The 26,259-nt window shown below is 54.7% G+C and carries 21 protein-coding genes and 1 pseudogene; 10 read left to right on the forward strand and 12 right to left on the reverse strand.

The features are described 5' to 3' along the window. Nucleotides 1–470: 470 nt before the first annotated feature. From LDH74_RS22980 to LDH74_RS22990, 3 genes and pseudogenes are all read right to left on the reverse strand, one after another. Nucleotides 471–2,429 carry an archaea-specific SMC-related protein gene (locus LDH74_RS22980; protein WP_226043072.1) on the reverse strand — a complete coding sequence of 653 codons (1,959 nt, stop codon included), beginning with the start codon at nt 2,427–2,429 and terminating at the stop codon, nt 471–473. 85 nt (nt 2,430–2,514) lie between these two features. Then, the gene (gene rdfA, locus LDH74_RS22985) at nt 2,515–3,159 is read right to left on the reverse strand and encodes a rod-determining factor RdfA (RefSeq protein ID WP_226043073.1); all 645 of its coding nucleotides are present in this window, start codon (nt 3,157–3,159) and stop codon (nt 2,515–2,517) included. 219 nt (nt 3,160–3,378) lie between these two features. Then, nucleotides 3,379–4,086 (reverse strand): annotated as a pseudogene (locus LDH74_RS22990) (DDE-type integrase/transposase/recombinase). A 357-nt stretch (nt 4,087–4,443) separates the two neighbouring features. On the opposite strand from LDH74_RS22990, the gene LDH74_RS22995 reads away from it, so the two are divergent. The 4 genes from LDH74_RS22995 (at nt 4,444) to LDH74_RS23010 (ending at nt 8,621) form a co-directional block, all read left to right on the forward strand. Continuing rightward, the gene (locus LDH74_RS22995) at nt 4,444–5,211 is read left to right on the forward strand and encodes an IclR family transcriptional regulator (protein WP_226043074.1); all 768 of its coding nucleotides are present in this window, start codon (nt 4,444–4,446) and stop codon (nt 5,209–5,211) included. A 295-nt stretch (nt 5,212–5,506) separates the two neighbouring features. Next, nucleotides 5,507–6,640: an amidohydrolase family protein gene (locus LDH74_RS23000; protein ID WP_226043075.1), complete on the forward strand. Its 1,134-nt coding sequence runs from the start codon at nt 5,507–5,509 to the stop codon at nt 6,638–6,640. A 4-nt stretch (nt 6,641–6,644) separates the two neighbouring features. Beyond that, the gene (locus LDH74_RS23005) at nt 6,645–7,010 is read left to right on the forward strand and encodes a Rieske 2Fe-2S domain-containing protein (RefSeq protein ID WP_226043076.1); all 366 of its coding nucleotides are present in this window, start codon (nt 6,645–6,647) and stop codon (nt 7,008–7,010) included. 150 nt (nt 7,011–7,160) lie between these two features. Then, on the forward strand, nt 7,161–8,621 hold the full coding sequence (locus tag LDH74_RS23010; RefSeq protein ID WP_226043077.1) for a nucleoside recognition domain-containing protein: 1,461 nt from the start codon (nt 7,161–7,163) through the stop codon (nt 8,619–8,621). A 179-nt stretch (nt 8,622–8,800) separates the two neighbouring features. On the opposite strand, the gene LDH74_RS23015 is transcribed toward LDH74_RS23010, so the two are convergent. Beyond that, on the reverse strand, nt 8,801–9,568 hold the full coding sequence (locus tag LDH74_RS23015) for an aspartate/glutamate racemase family protein (RefSeq protein ID WP_226043078.1): 768 nt from the start codon (nt 9,566–9,568) through the stop codon (nt 8,801–8,803). Between the two features lie 248 nt (nt 9,569–9,816). Between LDH74_RS23015 and LDH74_RS23020 the strand changes: the two genes are divergently transcribed. The 5 genes from LDH74_RS23020 (at nt 9,817) to LDH74_RS23040 (ending at nt 15,288) form a co-directional block, all read left to right on the forward strand. After that, nucleotides 9,817–10,584: an IclR family transcriptional regulator gene (locus LDH74_RS23020; RefSeq protein ID WP_226043079.1), complete on the forward strand. Its 768-nt coding sequence runs from the start codon at nt 9,817–9,819 to the stop codon at nt 10,582–10,584. Nucleotides 10,585–11,440: 856 nt separating this feature from the next. After that, a complete protein-coding gene (locus tag LDH74_RS23025) occupies nt 11,441–12,796 on the forward strand; it encodes an APC family permease (RefSeq protein WP_226043080.1) in 1,356 nt (451 codons plus the stop codon). Nucleotides 12,797–12,922: 126 nt separating this feature from the next. Then, a complete protein-coding gene (locus LDH74_RS23030; protein ID WP_226043081.1) occupies nt 12,923–14,278 on the forward strand; it encodes an SRPBCC family protein in 1,356 nt (451 codons plus the stop codon). Then, nucleotides 14,279–14,812 carry an aromatic-ring-hydroxylating dioxygenase subunit beta gene (locus LDH74_RS23035; RefSeq protein ID WP_226043082.1) on the forward strand — a complete coding sequence of 178 codons (534 nt, stop codon included), beginning with the start codon at nt 14,279–14,281 and terminating at the stop codon, nt 14,810–14,812. After that, nucleotides 14,809–15,288 carry a hypothetical protein gene (locus LDH74_RS23040; RefSeq protein ID WP_226043083.1) on the forward strand — a complete coding sequence of 160 codons (480 nt, stop codon included), beginning with the start codon at nt 14,809–14,811 and terminating at the stop codon, nt 15,286–15,288. Before LDH74_RS23035 ends, LDH74_RS23040 begins: the two co-directional genes overlap by 4 nt. An 81-nt stretch (nt 15,289–15,369) precedes the next feature. On the opposite strand, the gene LDH74_RS23045 is transcribed toward LDH74_RS23040, so the two are convergent. The 7 genes from LDH74_RS23045 to LDH74_RS23075 all read right to left on the reverse strand — a co-directional run bounded on the left by LDH74_RS23045 (nt 15,370) and on the right by LDH74_RS23075 (nt 23,927). Beyond that, nucleotides 15,370–15,531 carry a hypothetical protein gene (locus tag LDH74_RS23045; protein WP_226043084.1) on the reverse strand — a complete coding sequence of 54 codons (162 nt, stop codon included), beginning with the start codon at nt 15,529–15,531 and terminating at the stop codon, nt 15,370–15,372. Nucleotides 15,532–16,822: 1,291 nt separating this feature from the next. After that, nucleotides 16,823–18,010 (reverse strand): MFS transporter, encoded by a 1,188-nt coding sequence (locus LDH74_RS23050; RefSeq protein WP_226043085.1) that lies wholly within the window; start codon nt 18,008–18,010, stop codon nt 16,823–16,825. 47 nt (nt 18,011–18,057) lie between these two features. Beyond that, nucleotides 18,058–18,906, reverse strand: coding sequence for an MBL fold metallo-hydrolase (locus tag LDH74_RS23055; RefSeq protein WP_226043086.1), 849 nt, complete (start codon nt 18,904–18,906; stop codon nt 18,058–18,060). Nucleotides 18,907–19,031: 125 nt separating this feature from the next. Further along, complete coding sequence (locus LDH74_RS23060; RefSeq protein WP_226043087.1) at nt 19,032–20,120, reverse strand: Zn-dependent alcohol dehydrogenase; 1,089 nt, start codon at nt 20,118–20,120, stop codon at nt 19,032–19,034. Nucleotides 20,121–20,204: 84 nt separating this feature from the next. Beyond that, nucleotides 20,205–21,677, reverse strand: coding sequence for an aldehyde dehydrogenase family protein (locus tag LDH74_RS23065; protein WP_226043088.1), 1,473 nt, complete (start codon nt 21,675–21,677; stop codon nt 20,205–20,207). 246 nt (nt 21,678–21,923) lie between these two features. Then, nucleotides 21,924–23,114 carry an inorganic phosphate transporter gene (locus tag LDH74_RS23070; protein WP_226043089.1) on the reverse strand — a complete coding sequence of 397 codons (1,191 nt, stop codon included), beginning with the start codon at nt 23,112–23,114 and terminating at the stop codon, nt 21,924–21,926. A gap of 93 nt (nt 23,115–23,207) precedes the next feature. Beyond that, nucleotides 23,208–23,927 carry a DUF5828 family protein gene (locus LDH74_RS23075; protein WP_226043090.1) on the reverse strand — a complete coding sequence of 240 codons (720 nt, stop codon included), beginning with the start codon at nt 23,925–23,927 and terminating at the stop codon, nt 23,208–23,210. A gap of 803 nt (nt 23,928–24,730) precedes the next feature. On the opposite strand from LDH74_RS23075, the gene LDH74_RS23080 reads away from it, so the two are divergent. Next, nucleotides 24,731–25,498, forward strand: a complete 768-nt coding sequence (locus tag LDH74_RS23080) for an IclR family transcriptional regulator (protein ID WP_226043091.1) — start codon at nt 24,731–24,733, stop codon at nt 25,496–25,498. Nucleotides 25,499–26,013: 515 nt separating this feature from the next. Here LDH74_RS23080 and LDH74_RS26565 read toward each other — a convergent pair. Beyond that, a complete protein-coding gene (locus tag LDH74_RS26565; protein WP_255681117.1) occupies nt 26,014–26,136 on the reverse strand; it encodes a hypothetical protein in 123 nt (40 codons plus the stop codon). Between the last annotated feature and the right edge of the window lie 123 nt (nt 26,137–26,259).

Consider the following 26,259-nt stretch of genomic DNA (forward strand, 5'->3'; position numbering starts at 1 on the left):
GTTCAGAGATCCGGGAGGGGTCCCTTCCAACGATATTTACAAAAGTACGATCGTAATATAGGTAGAGTATCGTCTACTCTCTCAGACTTTAAGGTGATTAGTATCGATTCACATCTTCCAAGGCGTCCTCAGAACGCTTCGCGTTCTGATGGGTCACACGAGTAATCGTGTGTCTCTCGAAGCGAACACTCGGTGGCATAGAGGCGGACGGCGAACACCCTGATGACGTTGCTGTCTGATCCCGCTTTCTAGGTTATCAAATTTCGCCGCGTAGCACTCGTTGAGCAGTCTGCGAGCGACATGTTCAAGTTTGCTCAATGATCCACTCATTTTTAGATGCTATAGATAAACCATAATAGAAGCAAACAACATTATTAATACAAACATTATAATACTTGGCCTAACCTGCTACCCTAAAGAGCCTCGGCTGAACTTGATCAACCGATATACCCCCTGTCTCTCTGAACCGCTTAGATTTCCGTGAGGAGGGCGTGATCCTCATCGATGGCCTGCGCGTCTTCGTCTAACAGCGCCACGACGAGATATGGAACGTACGAGTGGAAGTACTCGACGAGCGCCGCGATCCGTTCGGAATCGATCGCCTCGAGGGAGTCGAGCAGCATGAACGGGACCGTCTCGTACACGTCATGGACGAGATAGCCGGCTAACGCGAATACGAGTCCAGTCACTTCTCGTTCGCTTTCGCTCAGGTGGTCGATCGTGTCTTCGTAGGCTGCACCCTCGTCGGTAGTGCGGACGATCTTGAGATCGAACGACGACTTCGAAACTTTCCGACGCCCCTCGCGGACCTCGCGACTAGTCCGATCGATCCAGATCCGGTCAAGGTTGTCGTATCCGAGCGTCTCACGCAGATTCTCCATATGTTCGTTGAACGCCTCGACCGCATCAGCTTCGATCTGATTGATCCGGGTCCGGAGATCCGTCAGTTCGTCCGTGATGTCCTCACGACGCGCTTCGAGTTCGTCTCGCTCGCCGAGACGCTCCTCGATCGTGGCGATTTTGTCTTCGATCTCATCGCGCTCTCGTTCCTTGCGTTCGAGTTTGAACTCGAGCTGATTGACCTCCTTATGCTGGTCGAGGATGCCGCTATACTCCTCAGTTTCGAGGTTATTGACTTCGTCCTCAAGTTCGTCGATTTCGACGGTAAGCGCTTCGCGGTCGTCAGTGAGTTCGTCGATTCGGTCGCTCCGGCGCTCAATCTCGTCAGTGATTGACTTGAGGCGTTGCTGAGTCTGTTGGTATTCGGCTCGATTTTCGTTGATCGTCGAGAGCGTGTCCCGCCGGCCCTCGAGTTCGGCATTGATCTCGGATCGCTCTTCGAGTCGCTCCTGTCGTGCGGTTCGGAGTTGCTCGATCGTCGTCTCGATCTGTTCGCGGGCGACCGACGAGCCGCAGGTCCAGCACGTAACCGTCTCGGAATCATTGGTTAACTGATTAGTTACTGGTCCGTCGTCGGTTCGGTCATCGTCTGCGAGGATGGAGTCGGGTTCGTCGAGGAGTTGCTCGTTAAACTGGATCGTGCTCTGGAGCTGTGAGATTTCGTCGGAAAGGTCCGTTTTCTCCTCCTGCAGCGTCTCAATCTCGGCTTCGAGACGACCGATATCCTCTTCGCCCTCGGTCGAGAGAGACTGGAGCCGGTCTCGCATCTCGCCCTGTTCTTCCTCCAGTGCCTCGATACTTTCGCGTTCGGTCCCGATTCGATCGCGGATCCGTTCGAGTTCCGATCGCGTCTCGCGTAGCTCTTCGAGTTTCGTCTCGAGCTTCGATTTCTCTTCCCGTCGCTGTTCGACGTCGACGTTTGCTTCTTCGAGATCCGTTCGAGCCGTTTCGAGTTCGTCCTGTAGCGTCTCAATCTTGTCGGTGAGTCGCGTCCGCTTGGCCTCGAGGTCAGGCAGGCGGTCTTTCAACGACGCCAGCTCCTCGAGTTGTTCGTCGAGCTCTCGCTTTCGCTGCTCGTACCGTTCAATTTCGGACTTGATCGCCGCCGTGTCGACTGGACGCATGATTAACTCGCGGAGGTCGTCACCACTCCTGACAGCCCGGCGCGCTTCGTTGGACTCGAGCAGAAACGCGAACAGGTCCGCGAGTTCCGGATCCTCGAGGTAGGGGTCGCCTTCGGTGGTGATCGCTCCGGCTCGCCGTTCGAGCCGACGCCGATAGATGTTGTCGCCGAATTCGAGCGTCGCGTTCCCCTCGTCGGAGTCTGCTTTGAGACTCACCTGATCGCTTCCGAGTGCTGCCATGATTCCCTGTAGCAGCGACGTCCGGTTGGTCGCATTCCGTCCAGAGAGAATCGTTACCCCTTCTTGGAAAGAGACTTCTGTCTCGTCGATACCACCGATATTACTGACAGAAAGCGTCGCTCCTTCAGGAATTTCTTGCACCTTCTCTTCTGTGCTACTTGCCATGTTTTATTTCATACGTCTCCACACACATAGGTATTGCCGTTTCACCTGCGCATACAGAGACATCTGCAAACCGGCCAATCGACACTTAGATCTCAGCGCTGCCCGGCTCTTGACAATTACAGGCCCGTTGGTCAAGCAAGTCTCTAACTGTGTATTCCCGGAAGCAGTCCTCACAGGTCACTGTCACGGAGACGTTTACGTTGAATTTACCGATTTCGAGAATCCCCTTGCGATCCAGTTGTTCGACCGTGTCCGTGGTGACTGCCGCCGTTCTGTTTTTGAGCGCACCCAGTTTCTCCTCGCTTCGCTCGAGTCGTTCCTCATCATTGGGAGTTTCGATTGACGCCTCGAGACACTTAGTCAGATGGTTGTAGACCGTCTGATGGGAGACGAAGTCGGATTCGACTGCTTCGATCGGGACGCCGTCGCGCTCGAGTTCGTTTCTTATCTCGATGCGCGTTCCGCTGGTGACATCGTCGCTCGTGAGCAATCTGTACATGTTTTCGATCTCCCCCTCTTTGGGCGGGATATCCGCGTTCGTAAGCGCTATCTTCAATATTTGTTGGTTCACGTACGTTGCGAGTTCGCGCGTGCTGCGTCGTTCATCGCCGTCGCCAGTCCAGTCCCCGACTAGCGTCTCGTCGAGATCGGCTAAGTCGTACTTCGCGGCGACTCGGCCGAGCTTACAGCCGCATGTCGTTTCTGTTTTCTTGGGTTGGGGTTCGGTCACTGGTGAGAGATAGTGACATGAGCGTAAAATGAGTTTCTATATCAGAACAGAGGCAACGGCCCGTAACGAGCTCAATATCGACCCTAGTTTACATACGCACATATGTCATACATTGCTATCCCGCTCGAAGGACAGCTCAGATTCGCGGGTTAATAAATAAGGAACAGGAATTGGAAATTATTTATAGTTCAACAAATTTATAGTATTGTGACAAAAATATTAATTTAAAATACTATAGGTGAAAAATGAGACTATATAAGCTCTGTTTAGCTCCTCCGCTGGTATTTGTCTGTTAATGATTGGTGCGGTCGTTGCGCGTTGTAGGAGTGTACAAACTGTTCAAGCCATTCTCTGACGCTCGCCCGATCGCCCACCCATGAATTATGGAAGTGGTCAACGCGCATCTTCAAGGTGTGAAACCACTTTTCGATAAACGTAGTCGAGTTGACCGCTCAATCCTAATTGGGAGAGGGCAGTCAGATAGCCATAGCTATCAACGAGAAACACCATCTCGGAGAGATCGTGGTTCTCGGTCAACTTATGCAGGAACGTAGCGGCTGGATCTGTGCCTCGTCGTCCGAAGACTGCGATATCGAGAATCAACCGCGAGTTTAAGTTGATTGCAGTATATATCTAGGAACGGTCGCCGTTGATCTTGTCACCTATCCAATTAATCACAATTCGCGACGGCTTCGACGTCGGCGGGTCTGAAACGCTGTTAGCCAGCCGATGTACTCCGTGCCAGGTTGGTTGATGAGAGCGTTCAACACCGAGAAATCGAAGAATAGCTTGTGTCTATCGAAGTGAACAACTGGTCGCGTGGAGACAGACGGCGAACACCCTGACGGGTGTCGCCGTCCGCTCTCGCTCCAAAGACACCTCAAATTCCGCTGCGTAGCCCTCGCTGAGCAGGTCTACAAGCTGCATGGCCAAACTAGCTCTACGACCTGTCCGCTTCTCGAATTGCGCTAACTAGATGGTGCCCTCTTTCCAAATTCCATAGAACCGCTACTTGTCACCGTGATCGGAGAGGTAGCAAATTCGGTCACTGGTCTCGGGATTCAGTTGACTCGCCAACTCCGCGATTGTCGTCTTCCCTGCGTTGTAGATTGTCTCGTCTCACTGCATCGCCGTCTCAACTGGTGGTTTCTCTTATCTATACAGTACTGATCTGACTCAGGCTTGGACTTGGAATTGTATTCAACCGTCGTATCGACCAGTTTGGCTCGGATGCTGCTTCTCCGAAAGTGTTTTGTCAGTTGTATACGTTCATATGGCACAACAATGGGTAACAGTCCCAATCGCCGGGTCAAAACAACCGACACGCTGTTCAAGATAATCGCTACGTTACAGTCGATGGACGGTGCGTCACTGGCGGAGCTAACCAATGAACTCGAGTTTGCGAAGAGTACGATACACGGTCATCTCGCTACGCTAGAGAGTAACGAGTACGTAGTCCGAATCGACAACGTCTACGAGCTCAGTCTCAAGTTTCTCGAGCATGGAATGTTCGTCAAGAACAACCGCCCTATCACCCGCGTGGGGAATCCCATTCTTGAGGATCTGGCCGACGAAACAGGTGAAGTCGCGTGGCTTATTGTCGAAGAACATGGGAAGGCGGTGTACCTCGACAAGACAATGGGTGAAAAGGCCGTACAGACGCACGCGAGTGTCGGTGGTCGAGCGCGGTTACATCACCTCGCAACTGGGAAGCTCATCCTGGCGTATCTCTCCGATGAGCGTGTCGAGGAGATCATCGATCGACACGGGTTACCCGAACTGACACCCCACACGATCACCGATCGTGACGAACTGCAGGCCGAACTCAAGCGAATCCGCGATGACGGTATCGCGCTCAACGACAAGGAGACCATAGACGGTCTGCGAGCGATTGGTGCGCCGGTATTGGGAGAGAACACGATCCACGGTGCGATCTGCGTCTCCGGCCCCGCCAACCGACTCACCACCAAGCGCTGTCACGACGAGATCAAACCGTTGTTGCTCGAGGCCACGAACGAACTCGAGCTAAAGTTGCAATATCCGCAAAACTGAATTATGTCAGTTTTCGCCATCTTGATAACGCGTACATATACAACATCTTTAATTATAAGAAATATAATCGTTCGGCGACTTCGAACGGTAGTTGCCCTACTATTACAAACGTACCTTTGTAATTCTCCTGGCGCCATGGAATATCACTGCCCCTATTCAGCACCAATCTATTATTTCGAACAACTCTATTCGGTAATCCCGAATGGTGGTCGGTAAATATTTTCCATATCTCCTTCTGATGGGCCTGAAATCCGATCATAAGGTTGAATAACGATGATTGAGAATACGCGAGTGTATGGTATCATCAGTCAAGAGGCTCGATAGGGATAAGGAGGTTCCGGATCAGGCGTTCGAGGACTACATCGTCGACCTGGACTTCCACGTCAATCCAGATGAAGACGAGCTACTGACGTACGTTGAGGATGACCGTGCGCTGGACAAGCTGACGACGGAGTTCGGTCCGACGCCGGTGATGGGCAAGTGGGATGCAGCCTATGCGATCAAGGAAGGTCAGGAAGGACTGTTCACTCAGGGCCGAGCCAAGTACGCCGAGGACGTTCGTGAGGCTTGCGAGCCCATCGCCGTCGACGAGCCGATCGTCAACGCGGGGATCAATAACCTCCCCCTCCAACACCACCCGGTGTTGAAGAACGCCGTTTGTCAGGCGGCCAATGACTACATGCTCGACCACTTCGTCGACGAAGGGATTTATACCTCGATGATGGTCCCGAAGTGGGACCCCGAGTACGCCGTTGAGGAGATCGAACGCGTTGCGGATGAAGATGGGATCGTCGCGGCCTACTCCTGGTTCGATCCGAAGGTGCCGTGGGGTAACGAGCAGTTCGATCCCGTCTTCGAGGCGCTCGTCGAGAACGATCTCCCGCTGGTGCTTCACGGGTCGCTGGCCTACTGGCCTCAGCACTCTTACGTCGGTGATGATATGTTGACGTGGACGGAGGTGCTCGGTTTCGACTGGCCTATTCACGCAATGGTCAACGTCGTCAACATGATCATGCGCGGTGTCTTCGATAAGTATCCCGATCTCGACGTCGTCATCCAGGAGGGCGGTCACTGGTGGGTGCCGTTCCTCCGCTACCGTATGGACGAGTTCTACGAGATGCATCCCGAAGACGTGCAGATCACGCCTCGAAAGATGGACTCTGGTGACAGATATCTCGAACGCGCGCCCAGCGAGTATCTCCGGGATAACATCTACCTCTGCACGCAACCGTTCGCGTTGCCACGTAACGCCGGGAACGCGGAGAACCTCCTCGAGATCTCGATGGCTAGCGATATGTTCATCTACTCAAGTGATTGGCCTCATCAGACGTTGGACCCGCCGACGTGGTTCTACACGTCGCGTGCGTTCGACGAGTACACGCGTGAACAGATCCTCAACGGGAACGCTACGGACATCCTCGATATCTAGACCGATGGTTGACACTGACAACTTCACGAAGGTTGCAGAGGTCGGCGACATCCCGAAAGGAGAGGGCGAGGGATTCGATGTCAACGGGATCGAGATCGCCGTGTTCAACACCGGTGACGACTACTACGCGATCAGTAACCGGTGTTCCCATCAACGCGCACCGCTCTGTAATGCGGGCGATCGGAAGATCAACGCCGAAGACACGTGGACCGAAGAACGCGGCGGCGTCGATACCGAGGCCTGTACGGTCTCCTGTCCGTGGCATCTCTGGGAGTGGGACCTTGAAACGGGCGAGCATGAGGCCTCGGGCCAGCGCATCGGGACGTTTGATTGCGTAGTCGACGATGATGATATACTTGTTCGCATTTAAAATTCTAGGTTCACCTATCTAATCACCAACGAGCGGACGGGTATCAGACCGTGGCACTCATTCCTCCTCATTACCGCACCACTATGATTGTGCGGTCAATGCCAACATATAACCGGTGTTTTTATATACCGTAATATGGTTTCTCTATCCATGTTTGACAGCCAGAGCTGGGAGGATGACGATCACGTATCTGGTGAGACAGTCCAGCGAGACACAAAATCGATAGACGAGATAGATTTCGCCGAAAGAGAGTGGACATCTACGCTGAGGTTTCTCATCGCGTTTATAAGTGGTGCGTTCGTATTTGTGGTTCCGGTTCAATGGGAGGGTCAAGTCACGATCCCGCTCGATATCATGATGACTCTCATTCAGGATGCATCGATGTCTGCCGTCAACGTGTTCGCGTTCGGGGTGATTGCAGCGGGCGGGATTCTGACGACGATCTCGGAACTTCACTACCGAGGGACGATCACCGTCGATGAACGGACGGAGGAGTTGCTCCAGTTAGATTACTGGCAGACGTCGTCGGTATTCTGGTTGTTCCGTGTTCTTGCTGTCTTTCTCGCGATAGCGATTCTCTTCAATGTCGGACCCCAGTGGGTGCTCATTGATCCGATTGTCGACACTGCTTGGGGAGCACTCGTCATTACGGTTGCCCTCGTGATTCCGATCGGATCGATCTTCGTCAATCTGTTGGCGGAACTCGGCGGCCTTCAGTTCATCGGCACGCTCGCCCAACCGATTATGCGCCCTGCGTTCAACCTCCCTGGTCGGTCGGCCCTAGACGGCGCGGCGTCGTGGCTCGGTTCGTTCAGTATCGGCTACTACCTCACCCGCAATGTCTTCGACCGAGGCGGATATAACAAGCGCGAAGTGTTCGCTATCTGTACCTGCTTCGCGACTGCGAACGTCGGAACGGTAGGGGCAGTCGCTGCACTTCTTGGTCTCCTTCACCTCTTTCCGATTATCCTTCTATTGTATACTATCGCGACCCTCATCGTCGCGGCAATTCTCGTTCGCATTCCTCCGCTCTCAACGGTGCCCGAGGAATACATTGCAGAGCCGGAGCCCGAACCACAGTTCACTGGAACCGTCAGTGATTACTTCTGGTTTGCCTTCAACGAAGGCGTGAAAACGGCGAAAGAGGGCGACTCGATCGCGCGTACGTCGATTACCGGTTTTTTTGACGGACTGAAACTGGCTGGAATGGTCGTCGGATCCGTGTTAACGATGTCGATGGCAGTTCTCCTCGTTGAGGAGTACACTGCCCTCTTCGAGCTTCTCGCCGCACCGTTCGTCCCGTTAATGTCCCTTCTCGGTATTCCGGACCCGCAAACGGCGACGATCGGTATTATTCTCGGCGGTGCAGAGTTCTTCATCGGCGCGTCGTTTGTCGTCGAAGCGAGTCTTACCACACAGGTGTTCGTCGTTATCGTCACGGCCGCCCAGGCGATCTTCTTCTCCGCCCCAGCTCCGATGATGGTCGATATGTTCGACGATATCCCGATGCGATTCCGCGATCTGTTCCTCTTGCTCGTCCTCCGAACCGCGTTCCTAATTCCCATCGCTGCAGCTCTGACCCACGCAGCTGTGGCCGTTGGGCTCATCTGAGGTGACCACCTTCAACCGAGAACGTAATCGTCTCGTCACTCACTTCGCTCGGACATTATCACGAAGTCGCTCGTGATATCTGCTTGCTTCAACCGATACTGGAAAATTAACTATACTTAGCTACTAACTCTGAGTCTTGATTGATCACGTGGCGATCTCGCAATTGGCTCCAACGACTCTTAGCGGGTACTGAAGTCGACGTCGCCGAACAGGAGCCGTCCCGCCCCGGGAACCTGTGTGCTGAGACCGAGATTGTCGAGGATTTCGTATGTCGTCGCAGTTGCCGCAGAGAACACGGGCACTCCGAACTTGTCCTCTGCGGCCTGAATCGAGTTCAGAGACGGCATCTGGACGCACGACGAGAGAATCAGTGCGTCAGCACCGTCGGTATCGAGGTCGGCAGCGATATTCATGAGATTTCGCTGATCGAGTTGAGCGACCTCTAGGTTATCAGGACACTCGAGCGTCTCGTAGTCTATCACGTCGACACCCGCGCTCTCGAAGTAATCGATCATCGTTCGGGTGAGTTCCTCTACATACGGTGCGATCAGGGCAACTCTCTCGGCTTCCAGTCGCTCGAGCGCGCGGACGAGCGCGCCGGCGCTGGTCACGACAGGCGCATCGCCGTCGTTCTCAACAGTTCGCTGGTGGAGCATCGCCTCGCTCTCCTCATGGTAACCCGGCCCTTGTGCCATAACTCCGATGAGACATGCGTACGCGAGGACATCGCAGCGGGCGTCGGAGAGCAGGGTCGCGCAGCGTTCTGATTGCTCGTCCATCTGCTCGAGTTCCTCTTGGGTGACGCTTTGCATCCGCATTCGACTGGAGTGGAAGGTGAACTCCTCGCCATAGTGGTCTGGACGAGCATTCAGCATTGCCGGGATTTCCGTTTCCATGGTGACGTTCGAACTTGGTACTATCAAACCGATGCGAAAGTCATCCGTCATAGCTCAGCTGTACGTACGCTATCGAGCGTATAATAAGTTTGGTAATCGACAGCGGTATTCGGATGTGTCTCGCGGACTAACCCGCGACATTTTCGAAATACTTTCTCCCAGATCAACTGCGACTTCCGACGGCTGCGCCGTTTCCAGAACGCGAAGCGTTCTGCTGTCAAGGCGAATCGCTATTCTCCCAATTCACCTACCGTTGGAGAAGCGAGAGATTCATACGCCTACAAAACATTTCTCAAGATATGTCTGGGCCGTCTGATACCGACCAGAATTTGAACACGGTACTGAACGCGGCCAAGGTCATCGACGCGATCGACGAACTGGACGGGGCCACACTGATGGAACTTACGAACCACCTCGAGATGGCGACGAGCACGGTTCACGATTACCTCCACACGCTCGAGACTGCACAGTATATCGTCAAAACGGACGGCGAATACCAGCTCAGCCTTAAACTGTTTTACTACGGGATGAACGCACAGCGATCGACCGGAATCGTATCCACGGCAAAACCTATCCTCCAGAACGTCGCCAAGCGGACGGGAGAAACGGTCTGGCTGGTCGTCGAGGAGTACGGAAAATCGGTGCTTATTGAGCAGGCTACTGGCGAAAACTCCGTTCCTATGGAGGCCAACGTCGGTGATCGAGTTCCGATTCACTCGATCGCGAGCGGCAAAGCGATTCTCGCATATCGAGAGGAGGAGCACGTTCGACAGATCATCGATCAGTACGGACTGCCGGCGCGAACTGAACGGACGATAACGGACGAGGAAACGCTCTTCGACGAACTAGCCGATGTGAGAGAGCGGGGATTCGCGGTCAACAGACAGGAGTCGATTTCCGGTCTCCGTTCGATCGCTGCTCCCATCCAGAAGGACGATCGTGTGCTCGCGGCAATCAGCATCGCCGGGCCTGCCAACCGATTGAGTGATACCCGGATACGTGACGAATTTGGCCCCCTCCTACTGGAGTCTAGCAACGAGATCGAATTGAAGATGAAGTATTCGTAACGCTCGATTCCGTCCGTTCACTCGACGACAAAACTGCTGATTTCGCTCGTTTAACTCGAATCCTCAATCCCTTCTCTAATTGACGTCTATCGACAGAAATAGTCCTATTTTGTATTCCCTCCTATCTGCAGATACGATACTCCGACGAACGATCCCCGAGTTCCGATTATAGCGGAATAGCGGTTCGAGACCTACAGGAGGATTATCGATCCTTCAACGAGTCCCAGAACGAGACTCTCCTGTTCTCTCCTCTGCTACGACATTTGCGTTACAATAGTATGGCTGTAAATCAGTGCGATAGGACTATTCCGAGTATCCCGGAACAAGAGGTGATTCGAGAACGAAAGAAGCGACAAGTGCATCGCATTCCCTGCACGCGCAGATAAATTCGAACTCGGTGACCGTCCTATCGCTAGGGATTCAGGAGACGATTCCTCCGTGCCGCTCGAGGAAAACGTGCTGACCAGTTATTCTGACTGGCGATGAGATACTCGTTCGATGAACGTCCGTGAAACGACTGGCTTACTGATACACCACCTCAGTGATCGTAGACGGTCGAGAGAGAATATATGACCCAGTTACCGCGATACCGCTGTCAGTAGCGGTATGGACTCTTCGAGCGTTGTGACCAAGCGCTTATGGACGGTATCGAAATTCTACGGAGTACGACCAAACCATCTATAATTGACATTTAGAATCGCAGTATCAACAAAACCGTCGTTCTCTATAGCGACCACATGATTTATATCCCAGTAGCATATACTATGATTTAGAATCCCGAGACACGGGTTTGCATACCAATGAAACCGGATACTACACGCCACGCGCGCTCAGTCAGAACGTCAGGTACGAGACCATGAGTCAGATAGAAGAAACGAAGATCGGGTTCCTCGCAAGCGTCGCTGCCGCAATCGGTATCAGTATCGGTGGAGGAGTATGGGTAACCCCCGTCGTGGCCGGCTCGATGGCCGGACCGACGATCATCCTCTTGGGCGTCTTGGCCGCGATCCCCATCTTTCTCTCCTTCCCTGCTTACTTCACCTTGATCAAGGGATGGCCGACGTCAGCTGGACACTACTTCTATCCGTCTCGGCTCTTGCTACCTGAAAACAAGTCGGTGGGTCAGTTGATTGGTTGGTTAGCGGTATGGATGATGACGAGCCTCGGTGCCGTCGCGATCATTCAGTACATTCTGATCCCAGGTGCAGAGATAATCCACTCGGTCGCCCCGATAGTCAGCACGCATTCACTTGTTTTACTTCTGATTACGTTTTCGTTCACTGTCGTCTGGTTCGGTCTCCGGATGATCGGTTGGATCGAAATTGTTCTCTCCGCGTTGCTGCTGATCTCGATCGCGGCGGTCGTCCTTCCTGGATTCGGAGCCGTCAATCCAGACAACCTATCGCCCCTGACGCCACCGAGCGTCGGTGGTGCAGTTGCGGCGTTCGCGTTACTATACAGTATCGCAGCGGCCTCCTTTTACACGGTAGATTTCGGTGGTGGAGTAAAGGATGCCGAAGAGAGAGTCACGCAGTCGATTACCATCGCTGCGACAGCGAATATTACCATTGCCATCTTGATCGGAGTCGTCAGCGTTGGTATCGTCTCGTACACGCAACTCAGCAATGAGACACTCGCTTTCGTGGCGCTCCAATATTTGCCGTCGGAATTACTCGTCGTCGTCGGGTTCGGTGCAGTACTGGCCGGTGTTACGTCCAATATTGTCTTTATCATGATCATGAACCGATACGTAAAGGCGACGGCGTCAGACGGCCTCATTCCGGATATATTCGGAAAGACCAACAAATACGGAGAGCCGATGAACTTCCTCGTGTTACTGTACGTGATTACGATCGCGACCACCTTTTTGAATATCCCCCTTAGCGTCCTAGCTACCTGCCTCACGCTCGCGTTCCTGACGACGTTTAGCATCGGCCCACTGATCGGTATTCGACTCCCCTCTCAATTTCCGGACTTCTTTGAGAAGGACGCGTTACAGTCATCCCGGTACCTGACCCCAACTCTCGTACGGTACACGTCGATTGGAGCGATCGGGATTAATACTGTCTCGTTCGCGTTCGTTTCCTTCCAGACGCCGTTGGCGTTCGCCGTCTACCTCGGACTGATCACTATCGGGACCGTTCTCTATGGCATTCGGCGGAAACAAGCGGATATCACCCCCGATCCGAGCGCTGTCCCTACCGCTGATTGACTGCCAACGTTCATGAATAAGAGATAACATTCATATGTATAAATCCCATGTGAGGTTCTATTACGGCTGCACGCTGCGTTACTAATCCAGTAATATTATAACCGACCTCATCAAATGTGATATCGTATGGCAGAGTCTCGAGACCAGTTACAGAACGAGGAACTTGTCCGGAACGTTCGGGAACACCTTGAGAATGGGAAGTTCCCGCTTCAATACTATAATGATTCGGACGTTTATGAGCTGGAGATGGATCGGATCTTCAGCGAACAGTGGGTTTTTATCGGCCATGAGAGTGAAATTCCGGAACCTGGCGACTACGCGAGACGGTACATCGGGAACGACCCGTTCATCTTCGTCCGCGACGAAAACGGGGAGATCAACCTGCTGTTCGACGCCTGTCGCCATCACGGCGCCCAGCTCTGTCGGGCCGAGCAGGGGAACACCACTCACTTCCGCTGTCCGTATCACGGCTGGACGTACAAGAACGACGGTGAATTGATCGGCGTTCCGCAGAAAGATGCGGGCTTCAAGAACCTCAAACGGGACGAAAACGGCCTGTTCCACGTCCCCCGACTCGAAAGCTACAAAGGGCTCGTCTTCGGCTCGCTCGCCGAGGACGGACCCTCACTCGAAGAGCATCTCGGCGGATTCAAGTGGTACCTCGATATTCAACTCGATTTGGCCGACGGCGGGATGGAGGTCATGGGCGAACCTCACCGCTGGGAGATCGATGCGAATTGGAAGACGATTGCGGAGAATTTTAACGGGGACAGCTACCACACGGCGTGGGCTCACGGCTCGATCCTCGACCTCGAGCTCGGCGGCGAGGAGACCGTCGGCGGTGCCGGGACCGGCGAGAGTATCGACCGGCACGTCTACGTCGACGGTCACACGCTAAGCACGCGAATGCTCGACGAGTCAGTGTATCTCACGTATCCGGAGGAAGTCCAGTCGCTGCTCACGCCAGACGGACTCTCCGATGAGCAATTCGACATCGGACGGCGAGCGCTGCAGTTCGTCGGTGCGATCTTCCCAAACTTCGGATTCATCCACTTCGGGAATACGACAGACGACAGCGCCAAGGAGGTCTGTCCGTTCTTCGCGATTCGCAAGTGGCGGCCCTTGGGTCCCGACAAGATGGAGCTCTGGAGTTGGGCGCTCGTTCCGAAGGAGGCTTCCGAGGAGTTCAAGGAGCGAATGTACAAGATGTACACTGCAAGTTTCGGGCCGACCGGTAACTTCGAGCAGGACGACGTCAACCTCTGGGAGGGGATCACGGACTCGGCCCAGGCACGGGTCGCTCGGAAGGAAAACTACGCGCTGAACTACCAGATGGGGATGGACTGGATGACGGACGTTGATGTCGACGAAGACTGGGAGGGACCAGGAACGGCCTACACCGAAAACCTTCAGGAAGGAGGGATGCGGCAGTTCCACGAACAGTGGTACGAGTCGATCGTCGACGATAAGGAGGGGATTTAGATGAGCGGGGAGATTGAGGGTATAGACGCAGACGAACTGCGAGCGCTCGTCCTAGAGCGCAACGTTCGTAACTTCTTCAAGCGGGAGGCTGACCTCCTCGACGAACGGAAGCTTGATGCATGGTTCGAACTAATCGACGACGACATCCGATACCAGATGTCTCGTCGACTGATGAAGGAGTACGAACCGTCCGAATTTGACGAAGAGGGATATTTCTTCAACGAGGATTACGGCTCGCTCAAGGCCCGGGTCGAACGGTTCGACTCGAGTTACGCCTGGGCGGAGCGGCCACCGGCGCGTACTCGCCGATACGTCACGAACGTCGCGCTCGAGGACTGGACCGACGAGGACGTCTCCGTGACGAGTAACGTCCTCCTCTACTACAGTCAGGGCGATACGACCGACTACTCGTTACTATCGATCCGGCGTGAAGACACACTGAAGCGTACCGAGGACGGATTTTCGATCACGGATCGGACGATCCTACCGGACCACAACACGCTGGGTATCAGTAAAATATCGACGTTTCTATGACCGAGAACACACGCCACGGGCCGTACGTCACCGTCGTTGCTGAGTTCGACGTCTCGAATGCTGACCGAACGGCTATCGTTCGGAGGCTCAAAACGCGGAAAGGAGAGCGACTGGAGATTGAAGCTCCGTCGGAGGGAACCTCGCTTCGGGTCGATGCACTCGGACTGGAATCGTTGGCGTGGCAGGAGACGAACGCCGTCTCCCGGTACCTGCCCGACAGCGACGAGATGCGTCGGCTCGACGAAGCGTCGGACGACGTGACGTGTGACACCGAGTTCGAACTCATGAACGAGTACGCTCACGTCCAGATCCGCCGTCTGCAATCACCCGAGGGTACCGTGCTCCAGATTTGCGCACCAAAGAAGCGCGAACGGATTCAGATCGATACGAACGGACTCGTTGGACTCTCCACTCAGGATCACACGATTTTCTCCGAGTTCTTAGAGCAACCGCACGGTCCGGAAGACCATCACTAACCGGATCGAATTCGTTCTTGGTTCCGTCTCCGAACGTCGATACATGACCCTCGTTCGGGAACCGCCGAGCCACCAAAGCGTTCATTCGAGACCTGTACCGTTCAAATCAGCGGTCAAAGAGGTGCTCACGGTCCTCATCCGCTGGGTAATCGGTAGACCGGCCCATTGCTCGTCGAACTCGAGGCTGTCTTCGGCGACGAGCTCCATCTCATCGAGCGATTTCCCAGCCTGCTCTTGTATCATCTGTGTGACGTGGAATTAAATGCGTCAAGATGAGCGTTGCAACGTATCAGCTAAGCTCGCGATTTCACTGCAATTTTCGGCTGTACAGTGATTCCCCTAAACCGTTAAGTCGTTTATCGTACGCGTACGAGAGTCGGTTCGGTATCGATTGGAGACAGTCTACCCTCAGGTACTCAATCTTTGTCTTATGGTCCGATATAAGGACCTATACGAGGAGATCAGCATCTCGAGCGAACGCTGCTATCTCTACCATTTTATTCGTATCAGCGGAGAAGACGAACGTCCGATCGGAATCGTCGTCAGTCACTTTGATCGCACAGATTCAATCGAAGGCTCGACTTTGAGTGCTGTTATCGTATGAGTGTTGAACATCGACGAAATCCCTCTGCCAGTCGTACGGTTCGATATCCTCATCTCGTCCATCAAACAAACTTCGTTCCGTAGTCGAGATCAACTTCGTAGATGTCGGACATCGATTCGAACAACTAGCCGTGTAGAACTAGCTGGTGAAGCCTCGGTAGCCATCGCCGTCCACTCACGGTCGAATTTAGCTCATAGCATTGTATCGGAGACGAAGACTCAAAGGCATGATTCTGCTGTCGCTAATTCTGTGTTATTAAAATAGTTGAAAAGAAGATGTATCGCATTTCATCCCGAAGAATATATGTTCCGAGCATTCCAGTTCCCGTATTTCTATATCGAAATAGGAGTCCAATTGACGGAGTGCAGTCTAGAGATGTATTGCTCCAACGAAGAGAAATAAGGCATCGGAAATCCGTGTTCCTCAATTAGTTCCTGTAGAAAACGTTCTGTCAATGCGATTATATCCGTCGGGTACAGCCGTACAGGAAGGGGTTTGTTCGTTTCTGAACCCATATCAGTGTACAACCAATAGCAATGATTAGCGAGTCGATTCATCATCTCGTCAAATACGACGTGATTCAGACTTTCGCCATCTGCCGGCTGTAGATCGCACCTGTGAACTGATTTGTGACTGTGTTCGATATCGATTCCTCTAATTGTCGAATAGTATTCAAAGGCAATAGATCTGCGAGATAGAGTAATACCGAATCCCATTACTGACGCGATGTCCGCTCTCGCTTTATAAACCGCAAACTTATTCGGGCCCTATACTCATTGAGATGGTTAATTTTCACATAGAAGTCCATAAAACGTACTACTTTACTTTTCACGCGTATCGAAAGGTTCGACTCGAGCGACGCTTGGTGGAGCGACCACCAGCGCGCACCCGGCGATACGTAACGAAGCCAGATCTCACACTGAACTCGACTTAGTACCCGAGAGAGAACAGTTCGTTGGCGGAAATCACGACACCGACGACCAGCGAGATGCCCGCCAGAAATCCGAACGAGACGCCCCAAGTAAAGAAGTCCGCCAACGCACCGACTACGCTTGCTCCAGTGCCCCCGATAACGCCGTAGATCATTCTCGGCAATCCGAACTCGGTTCCGACGTTATCTGTAGCGAAGCTGTTGACGAGTCTCGAATCGATGACGGGGACGCTGCTCGAACCGATAGCCAGCAGCAAAATTGCAACGACCAGCGAGAGGAGTCCCGACTCGAGGGTCAAGAGCAAGACCCCACCCCAGCTGGCGAAAAAACAGCTGGCTAGCGTGACGTCCTCTCCGTACAGATCAGCGAAGTGTCCCACTACAACCTGCAATGGGATTAGAACGACGAAGAACGCCGTGAAGATGGCGCCGGCGACGGCTGTCGAATACCCGCTGTGTTCGACGAGGAACGTCGGGACGAAGGTAAACAGGCCGATCGCAACGAACATGGAGACGATACCGATACAGATTGTAAAGACAATCGACGGCGTCATCAGGATCCGGCTGAGGCGGTCGCGGTCGATTTTTTCCCGGAGCGGTTCTTTAGGACGAGTCGTTTCTCTCGACTGTATCTTCCAGGCGAACGCGAGCACGATGGGGACAGCGGTGACGAGCACAAGCACCGAGGCGGGCCGCCAGCCGTACCGGATACCGACCCACGAGGCGACGACGGGCGCGATAAGTCCACCTGCGGGCATACCCATATTGTGTACCCCGATCGCCATGCCGGTATTGTCGTACGTTCGAGACAGCAGTGCCGTTGCGGCGCTATAGTGCAATCCGCCGACCGCTCCGAGCAGTACCGTGCCGATGAGAAAGACGACGTACACCGGTGCGAACGCTACCACGAGACTCGTCATCCCCGTTCCGGCGAGCGCTGCCAAGATAACCGACCGCTCCCCGTACTGATCCGCGAGGAGTCCGCTCGGAAACTGCGTAAACGAGTACGCGGCCCACATTCCCGACAGTGCGATCCCGATTTCCGCGTTCGAAATTCCGAAGTCAGTGGTGATCAGCGGAACGAGGGGGCTGAGAGCGAGGCGACCGAATGCGGTCACGAAGAACGCGAGCGTACACAGCAGGAGAACGCTCGTTTTGTATGTATCGGACGTGTATTCGATTTTCATGGATCGTATTCTGCGACGGTTCGTCACCGTTCTCGGTAGCCGTCGCGCTATATGTCGAGTTCGAGGCCGTCTTCGGCGATGACGACCGATCCGCTGAACTTCCTCTCGGCTCGCTCGTACATTTCGTCTGTGTCGCGATACGGCAGGAAGTGGGTTAACACGAGCGTCCCCACGTCAGCCTCGCTCGCTATCTCGCCGGCGTCCTCGGCAGAACAGTGGCTTTCGTAGATCGTATCGCCGCTGTACGGCGAATCAGTCCGGTACTGCTCCCAGACGAGCCCCTCTTCTGGGACTTCCTCTTCGTCGTACGGACCGATACAGGCATCTTGTACGAGGACGTCGGCGTCCCGTGCAAAGTCCGTTAGCGCCGGTATTTTGCTCGTGTCCGAGGAAAAGACGAACGTCTTGTCGGTTTCGTGGTCGGTGACCTTGATCGCGTACGTCTCGATGGAGTGACTCACGCTGAGTGCCGTGATCGTGTGCCCGTCGATCGTCGTCGAGAACTCGTCGTGGAGACCCACGGTGTCGATGTTGGTGATCCCCTCCGACGGATAGATGTCCTTCCGATACTCGAGGTCCTCCTCATAGATGTCGTACATCGACTCGATGAGCGTGTCCGTGTTGTCCGGTCCGTAGACGGTTAACGACTCGCGGCCTCCCTGGGCCCAACTCGTGAAGACGAAGTTGTAGAAAGCTGCGTTGTGATCGAGGTGGTGATGTGTGATGAACAGGTCCTCGATCTCACCGTAGTCGATGTCGTTTTCGATCAACCGATAGACTGCGTTCGGCCCGCAATCGATCATGAAGTTCTCGTTCCCAGTATCGATGACTAGAGATGTTCCGGCGCGCTCGAGGGTGGGGATAGGACTCCCCGTTCCTAAGAGAGTAACTCGCATAGAAGCTACTACTGGGTCGAATACTAAATAAGTTTAGGATCATGTGTATCCTTTGTCGGGTAGTGGGTTCAATCCGACTGCCTGTCGGCGGTGGCGATCGTCGATCCGATGACAGCTGCCCTTCCTCACTCGTCCGGTCGGACGACGCTCCGGATCACTTCTCCATCGCGCAACGCGTCGAACGCGTCCCCGAGTTCCGAAAGCGAATACGAATCGGTCAGCAACGCGTCCAGATCGAGCCGACCATCGAGGTAGAGATCGGCCAACTTCGGGATGTCCTCGTGAGGCCGTATCGAACCGACCATGTTTCCGATGATGCCGACACCTCTCGGGAACGCACCGCCGTCGATTTCGAACGTCCCGGTGTCCTTCGTCGTCGTCGCCACGGCAATACCACCTCTCCCCAGCGATTCGAACGCCTGTTCCAGCGTCTCGGGTCGACCGATGCACTCGAAACTGTAGTCGACACCGCCGGTCAACTCCTGAATCTCGTCGACCGGATCCGTCGTCGACGAATTGATGGTGTGGGTCGCACCGAGCTCGGACATTTCGTTCAGCTTCCGCTCCTCGATGTCGACGGCGATAATCCGTCGGGCACCGACCAGATCGGCTCCCAAAATTGCGCTGGCACCGACACCGCCGCAGCCGAAGATAGCGACGTCGTCACCGGGTCGGACGCCCGCCGTGTTCAGTACGGCACCGATACCCGTTGGCACACCGCAGCCGAGCAGTGCGGCAATCTCGAACGGTACGTCCGCCGGGATCGGTATCGCAGACCGTTCCGGAACGACCGTTTTCGAGGCGAACGACGATTGGCTGAAGAAGTGGTCGATTGAGCCGTCGTCGTCGTACAATCGCTTCGTTCCGTCCGGCATAGAACCTCGAGTCTCTGCGTGTGTCGGACAGAAATACGGCTCGCCCGCCGAACAGTGTTCACACTGTCCGCACGACGGTAACACCCAGAGCACGACGTGATCGCCGGGTTCAACTGCAGTCACCTCCTCGCCGACCGCTTCGACGATCCCGGCGCCCTCGTGACCGAGCACAATTGGCCGTCCCGTGTCCGGATTCGTGTACGCGTGGTAATCGGTGTGACAGACGCCGGTCGCCCGGACGTCGACCAGTACTTCCGTTGCTTTCGGCTCTTCGAGTTGGACCGTCTCGTACGAGAGTTGTTCCGGCTCTCGCATGACGGCAGCATTTATTTCGTGCATGGATTCTGAATCCCTTCTCCGATCAGATACGTGATTCGCATGTTAATATCTATCTATCACAGTCCATGGACTTCACGTATTCGCTCAGAACGGATACGTCCGCTGAGTGGTCTGAATCGAGAACCACTTCGGTTCGGTGAACTTCTTGACGATCGCTTCGCCGTTGAACTGGCCAAGCCCGGATGCTTTTCTACCACCGAAGGGAATTCGCGGACTGCTGTTTATCGGCTGGTCGTTAATATGGATCATTCCTGCTTCGATTTGATCTCCGATATCCTTCGCTCTCGAAATCTCTCCGGAGTGGACTGAAGCAGCCAGTCCGTATTCCGTCTCGTTCGCGAGTCGGATCGCCTCTCGGTCGGAAGCAAACGGAATCACCGGTGCAATCGGACCGAAGTGTTCGTTACAGGCCGCGGCCATCTCGTTCGTCACCTGTGAGAGCACGGTTGGCTCGAGATAGAGGTCCTCGAAGCCGCCGCCCGTTTCGATTTCACCACCCTGTGCAACCGTGCGTTCGATGTAGTCGACGAGTTCGTCGCGCTGACTCTCATTGATTATCGGACCGATTACCGTCTCTGAGTCGCGGGGATCGCCGACGGGGAGTTTGTCTGCACGCGTCGCGAGTTTCTCGACGTACTCGTCATAGATCGACTCGTGGACCAGGTGGCGATTCAGCGAGATACAGACCTGTCCCTGGTGCAGAAACGTCCCGAACAGGCCCGCATCGACGGCGTCATCGACATCTGCGTCCTCGAGAACGACGTGAGGGTTGTTCCCGCCGAGTTCCATCGCCTGTTCGGTGAGTTGCTCGGCCGCGAGTTTCGACACGTGCCGACCGACTCCCGTCGAACCAGTAAACGCTATCACGTCCGCATCTGGGTGTGCCGCCATGCGATCCCCGATCTCCGAACCGTGTCCAGTGACGACGTTTACCACACCCTCCGGAAGCCCCGCCATCTCGAACAATTTGGCGACGAGCAGTCCCCCAGTGATCGGTGTCTCCGTCGCGGGTTTGATCACGACAGCGTTCCCGAGCGCCACAGCCGGGGCGACCGCGCGCATCGTCAACGAGAGCGGGAAGTTCCACGGTGAGATCACGCCGATGACACCCGCCGGATCGCGTTCGATTCTGTTCTCCTTATCCGGGATCGACGACGGCCCGACCTTCCCACGCAACTCGGCTGGAAGCGTCGATGCATACTCGAGGAAGTTCCCGGTGTTTTCGACTTCAATCGTCCCCTTTACGCGGGTGCTCCCCGCTTCGATCGCCAGTGTCGAGACGATCTCGTCCTCGTGCGTCTGCAGCAGTTTTGTGACATCCTCGAGGACTGCGGCTCGCTCTCCGGGCGGCATCTCTTTCCACTTACGCTGGGCGGTCGCTGCTTCGTCGTACGCGTCGTCGATATCATCGGTAGCACCGGCTGGTACGGTTGCGATTTCGGACTGATCGATCGGTGTCGTCACAGGGATCCGTTCGCCAGCGTTCGAATCAACCCATTTGTTACCGATACACAATCTCCACTGTTCGTTAGCTAATTCTGGTAGCTCTACGGGCATATGCCGATAATTCGGGCTCCTCTATAAAATAAATTCCCCTCGATAGCCGATTGCTGCACGGACCGGAGATATCAAGGCGCATATGACCGCTAATAGAACGACTCAGTGACGATGCTCGTCATAACGAAGTGACGTTCTCGATTGGCCGCGATGACTCAATCATCGGTCTCCGTTCATCGAACGCTTTCCGCATCGTTCCGGGGCGCCATGATACCTGTGTCGGCTGATCTGTCGCTCCGCGCCCGATCACAGAAGTACCGTCGACGCTCCGTAGAAGATTGCATACGAGAGGACGAGCGATCCGATCAATGAAAGCAGCCATGCGAGGACGGTATACCCCATCTTCCATGCACTGACGCCGCTTCCACCGGTTCCAGCCGCGGCACCGCTCCCGACGATAGAACTGACGATAATCTCGTTGAACGAGATCGGAATCCCAAAGAGGACGGCCGTCTGAGCGATCGCGAACGACGGGATTAGAGCGGCGATCGAGCGTCGGGGACCGAGCGAGGAGTAGTCTTGCGCGATGGCCTTGATCATTCGAGGAGCGCCTGTCCACGATCCGGCGAGGAGACCGATACCGCCGCCGAACAGCAACGCAAGCAGCGGAACACCGATCTCTCTCATCATCGGAAGCAGCGGACCGATCGCGAGTCCGACCTGACTACCACCCGCGGAGAAGGCGACGAGTCCGCCCATCACCAGCAGAAAGATCCGCTGCGTCCGTTCGGCATCGCTTCGAACGCCGAGAGCAGTCGCACCGGCCCAAACAACCATCAACCCAACCGTCACACCGAAGAGACCGAGCGTCGTCGAGACGGGCATCGCCCCACCGACCGTTTTAGCCAGTGAGTTTCCGCTATTTCCCGATCCAAGCACAGCGAATTCGATGTTGGCAAGTACTGCACCGACGGCCGACGCGAGGGTGACCAGAACGGCATTTTCCCAGCGCGGGCGCTCAAGCAGCATACGGGCAATCGCGTACGCGAGGCCGCCGCCAACGAATGGTGTCAGGATCCACATTGAACCGATCTCGAGATACTTTGGCCACACTGGATCGCCGCCCATCGCGAGGCCGATCCCGATCACGGCTCCCGTCGTCGTGAACGCGGTTGCGATCGGATACCCCGTGAAGATACCGATCGAGACCAGCGAGCCGGCAATGAGTAGTGCGATCGTTGCGGCCGCCGGCGACAACGTCGCTCCACCGATCAGTTCCTCGCCGATCGCTTCGGACACGTTCGCACCCTGTAACACCGCACCGAGGAATCCAAGAATTCCGACGATAAAGCCCGCCTGCATCACTGAAATCGCGTTCGCCCCGACGGCTGGGGCGAACGGCGTCGACCCGCTTGATCCGGCTCCGATCGTCCAAGCCATGAAGAGACTGGCTACTGCGGCGACGAGAAAGATTCCGATCGATGCTACCTCAACCATCTAGCCGATCGCAGCCGTCTCAGGCATAAAATAGTACTGACATCCGCTCGAACCGTCCGCGAACGAATTCGTCGGAACTGTCCGTCCGTCGGTTCAATTAGTCGTCGGATCGACGCGATCCTCCTTGTCCGGCGGTGCTTCGACGCCCTCGATCGCCTCTGCGGCAGCTGTGTTCTTCCGGACGTTGACGTGCCATCGGTCGACCCTCTCATCGATCCTCGAGAGGCGGGTCGAGACCTCGTCTTTTAGGTCGTCGTCATTAATGTTGACTTCGAACGCGAATTGTGGATCGGACTCTCGCCGAATCGATTGTTGTACGTTCGCACTGATGAGCCGGTTATCGAAGTAGTACGGCGCAAGCTGCGTCATCACGTTCTGATAGACCGTGTTCTCGACTCGGCGGAGTGCCTTCCGTCCAGTGGTATCGGCCGCGCGGACGACGTGGGCGATCGACGCACTCCAGTTGTCGACCGCCGCTTCAGTGTTGTCAGCCTCGAGCAATTCGTAGGAACTCGCGAGTTTCTCGCCGGCGGTTCTGATGTCTTCGTCGGATGTCTTGCCAACGCGTTCGCCCGCCCCTTCACCGACGCTCGCTTGCGCGGCGGTCTTCTCGCTGATCTCCGCTTCGAGGGTCTCGTGTGCTTTCGGTCGCCAGTTTTCCCACTCGTCGAACGCCGACGGGAAGTATGAGTCATACCGGCCGGTGTCATCACTCATATGGACTTCTCGCAATGCACGTGTGATGCGTTCGCCGTGTTCGATGATGTCGCTCCAACTACCGCGGGTTTTGAATCCGGAGATAGATTCTTCCATTCGATGTCCTCTGTAGTGCGGTGTGACGTACAGTGTCGTTTCTCGTTGTCTTGCTAACCGATCACGATAGTCTACTGATGATGGCACCGCGGATTAGAACCGCGCCGATGGTAATCGGTAAGCCTCTTAACCGAGTCTTGAAGAAGAACGCACCGAGACCGAAGGCGAGAACAAATCGAATCACGACTGCGTTCCCTCTGTCGGCACTCTTGTCTTTCTCTTATTTCCGAATTAGCGGTATCATCTCTGATGTGATTGCTCTTCTCCCACGTTGATTTACCGAACATAGTCTGCTACCATTATCAAGATTAATAAATTGATTGGGTATTATATCCGATTGTTTGATCACAAAAAGCGAACCCAAGTCCGATTATTTCGGAATGAACAACGCTCTGAATTGACGGAATAGATCCTATTTGGTCTCATATGGTCCTAAGGACCAATAACTGAAACCAATAGTTAATGAACTCACTTGTATATTTACGAACGTACTATCGTAAAACGAGTCCGATTCACTCCTTCCGAGTATGGCGGAACTACTGAAATCGATCCGTAACTGCATCAATTATCGATATTGAATTCTGCGAATTCATTGCTAACACGGAGGTCCAACGTTGAACGAATTGTCTAAGTAATATCGAGTTGTCAACTGGGCCGGTCACCGCTACTCGAAAACAGGCATCTTTCGGAACCGTTTCACACTTCGTCTCGTTTCCTGGGAGCGAATCACCGAATCTACTTTATGTGAACAAGGATGGGTAATCAACAGAAATTTTTACCTGTGCCTGTTTCATACGTAATCTATGAAAGAGAACGGGAATTCAGGTCGGTCAATCAAATCAAACGAGACTCTGTTCGCTATCATCGAATCACTGAAGGAGGGCGATGGTGCGGGCGTCACCGAACTCGCCGATCGCCTCGATCTCGCGAAGAGCACCGTCCACAAGCACCTCGTGAGCTTAGAGCGGAACCGCTACGTCGTCAACGAGGACGGCCGCTATCGACTCGGACTCGAGTTCTTCAACACCGGCGTCTACGTGCGTAACCAGTACGATATCTACCACGTCGCGAAGGATCGCATCGACAGGTTGGCCGAGGAGACCGACGAAGCGGCGTGGCTCATCGTTCCGGAGAACGGTCTCGGAATGTTCGTCTACGGTGTCCCACGAAACAAGTCGTTCTCGTTCGATTCGATGATCGGGACCTGGGTCTACCTCCATGCGAATTCAGCCGGTAAGGCGATTTTGGCTCATCTCTCCGACGAAGAAATTCAGCAGGTTATTGATCGCCACGGTCTGCCGGCCCAGACAGAGCACACGATCACCGGTAGGGAGGAACTGTTCGCCGAACTTGAGGACGTCCGCGAGCGCGGCTACGCGATGAACTTGCAGGAGGACCTTCGGGGACTGCATGCGATCGCGACGCCGGTCATCTGCAACGAGCGACCGATCGCCGCCGTCACGATCGCTGGCGCTGCGAACCGCTTGACCGAAGAGCAAATAGAGGACGAGTTGTACGGCTCGCTCCTTGAGGCTGTCGACGATATTGAACTTCGCCTCGTCTACGGATAGCACGGTCGTCTCCACGTCTCACCGCACCCATTTTGTATTACAAGGGTACTATTGTAAACAGAATAGTGACCGAGCGATTTGCTCGAATCGGCGAGACCGTGACCGACCGTCGGGCAGTGATTACGTCTCATCGAATTTCCGTTTGTATAGACGTTCGATGTGTTCTCTCAGAAGAAACGAGCTCCTCCTGTGTTGTGGTGCGGTGATAGTTCCGCTGCGCTTCGGCGAGCGACTATGAAACGGAGAGTGAGCGTCTCCTCCGACGACATAAATGGTGTTCCCTGGTCGCTTTCGATTCGTTGGTTCACCATTTCAACTGCGGGTTTCGGATCGCGGCCTGAACTCCCTCAGGAGTGACCGTCCGCCATCGTTACTGGTAGGATAGGGATACTCTATTGGATACGTTTCGATGATAGGATTATGTAAAATAGAACACAACTCATAGCCCGTTCTCGGAGTACAAAAATACGTTCGATATTAGTGAACAGGACCCACATTGGGCCAGTTCCCGAGGGTTATCCCCAGCGGTCGACGCGAACCGCGAGGAACAGCGCGGCGACGAAGACGTACGTTGCACCGATAAACAGTCTGACCAGCCGCTGTGGGGTGAGCGACCTGAAGAGAAGCGACCGTGACACCAGCGGAAACGATCCCCGACATCGCTGCTACCGGAAGCAGAAAGATCGGCTACACGTGGAGCCATAGCCACGCGCTCTGCGTTCGGTCCGATGTCAACCGATCGTGCACGGTCGATTGTAGGA

This window comes from Natrinema sp. DC36 (assembly GCF_020405225.1).
Classification (GTDB): Archaea; Halobacteriota; Halobacteria; order Halobacteriales; family Natrialbaceae; genus Natrinema.

Excerpts from the sequence above, each read along its gene's own strand:
- LDH74_RS23040 (WP_226043083.1), top strand. The coding sequence starts at position 14,809 with ATGACCGAGAACACACGCCACGGGCCGTACGTCACCGTCGTTGCTGAG.
- LDH74_RS23020 (WP_226043079.1), top strand. The coding sequence starts at position 9,817 with ATGTCTGGGCCGTCTGATACCGACCAGAATTTGAACACGGTACTGAAC.
- LDH74_RS23000 (WP_226043075.1), top strand. The coding sequence starts at position 5,507 with ATGGTATCATCAGTCAAGAGGCTCGATAGGGATAAGGAGGTTCCGGAT.
- LDH74_RS23060 (WP_226043087.1), bottom strand. The coding sequence starts at position 20,120 with ATGCACGAAATAAATGCTGCCGTCATGCGAGAGCCGGAACAACTCTCG.
- LDH74_RS23080 (WP_226043091.1), top strand. The coding sequence starts at position 24,731 with ATGAAAGAGAACGGGAATTCAGGTCGGTCAATCAAATCAAACGAGACT.
- LDH74_RS23055 (WP_226043086.1), bottom strand. The coding sequence starts at position 18,906 with ATGCGAGTTACTCTCTTAGGAACGGGGAGTCCTATCCCCACCCTCGAG.
- LDH74_RS22980 (WP_226043072.1), bottom strand. The coding sequence starts at position 2,429 with ATGGCAAGTAGCACAGAAGAGAAGGTGCAAGAAATTCCTGAAGGAGCG.
- LDH74_RS23075 (WP_226043090.1), bottom strand. The coding sequence starts at position 23,927 with ATGGAAGAATCTATCTCCGGATTCAAAACCCGCGGTAGTTGGAGCGAC.
- LDH74_RS23070 (WP_226043089.1), bottom strand. The coding sequence starts at position 23,114 with ATGGTTGAGGTAGCATCGATCGGAATCTTTCTCGTCGCCGCAGTAGCC.
- LDH74_RS23025 (WP_226043080.1), top strand. The coding sequence starts at position 11,441 with ATGAGTCAGATAGAAGAAACGAAGATCGGGTTCCTCGCAAGCGTCGCT.
- LDH74_RS22995 (WP_226043074.1), top strand. The coding sequence starts at position 4,444 with ATGGGTAACAGTCCCAATCGCCGGGTCAAAACAACCGACACGCTGTTC.
- LDH74_RS23010 (WP_226043077.1), top strand. The coding sequence starts at position 7,161 with ATGTTTGACAGCCAGAGCTGGGAGGATGACGATCACGTATCTGGTGAG.
- LDH74_RS23015 (WP_226043078.1), bottom strand. The coding sequence starts at position 9,568 with ATGACGGATGACTTTCGCATCGGTTTGATAGTACCAAGTTCGAACGTC.
- LDH74_RS23050 (WP_226043085.1), bottom strand. The coding sequence starts at position 18,010 with ATGAAAATCGAATACACGTCCGATACATACAAAACGAGCGTTCTCCTG.
- LDH74_RS23035 (WP_226043082.1), top strand. The coding sequence starts at position 14,279 with ATGAGCGGGGAGATTGAGGGTATAGACGCAGACGAACTGCGAGCGCTC.
- LDH74_RS23065 (WP_226043088.1), bottom strand. The coding sequence starts at position 21,677 with ATGCCCGTAGAGCTACCAGAATTAGCTAACGAACAGTGGAGATTGTGT.
- LDH74_RS23005 (WP_226043076.1), top strand. The coding sequence starts at position 6,645 with ATGGTTGACACTGACAACTTCACGAAGGTTGCAGAGGTCGGCGACATC.
- LDH74_RS23045 (WP_226043084.1), bottom strand. The coding sequence starts at position 15,531 with ATGATACAAGAGCAGGCTGGGAAATCGCTCGATGAGATGGAGCTCGTC.
- LDH74_RS23030 (WP_226043081.1), top strand. The coding sequence starts at position 12,923 with ATGGCAGAGTCTCGAGACCAGTTACAGAACGAGGAACTTGTCCGGAAC.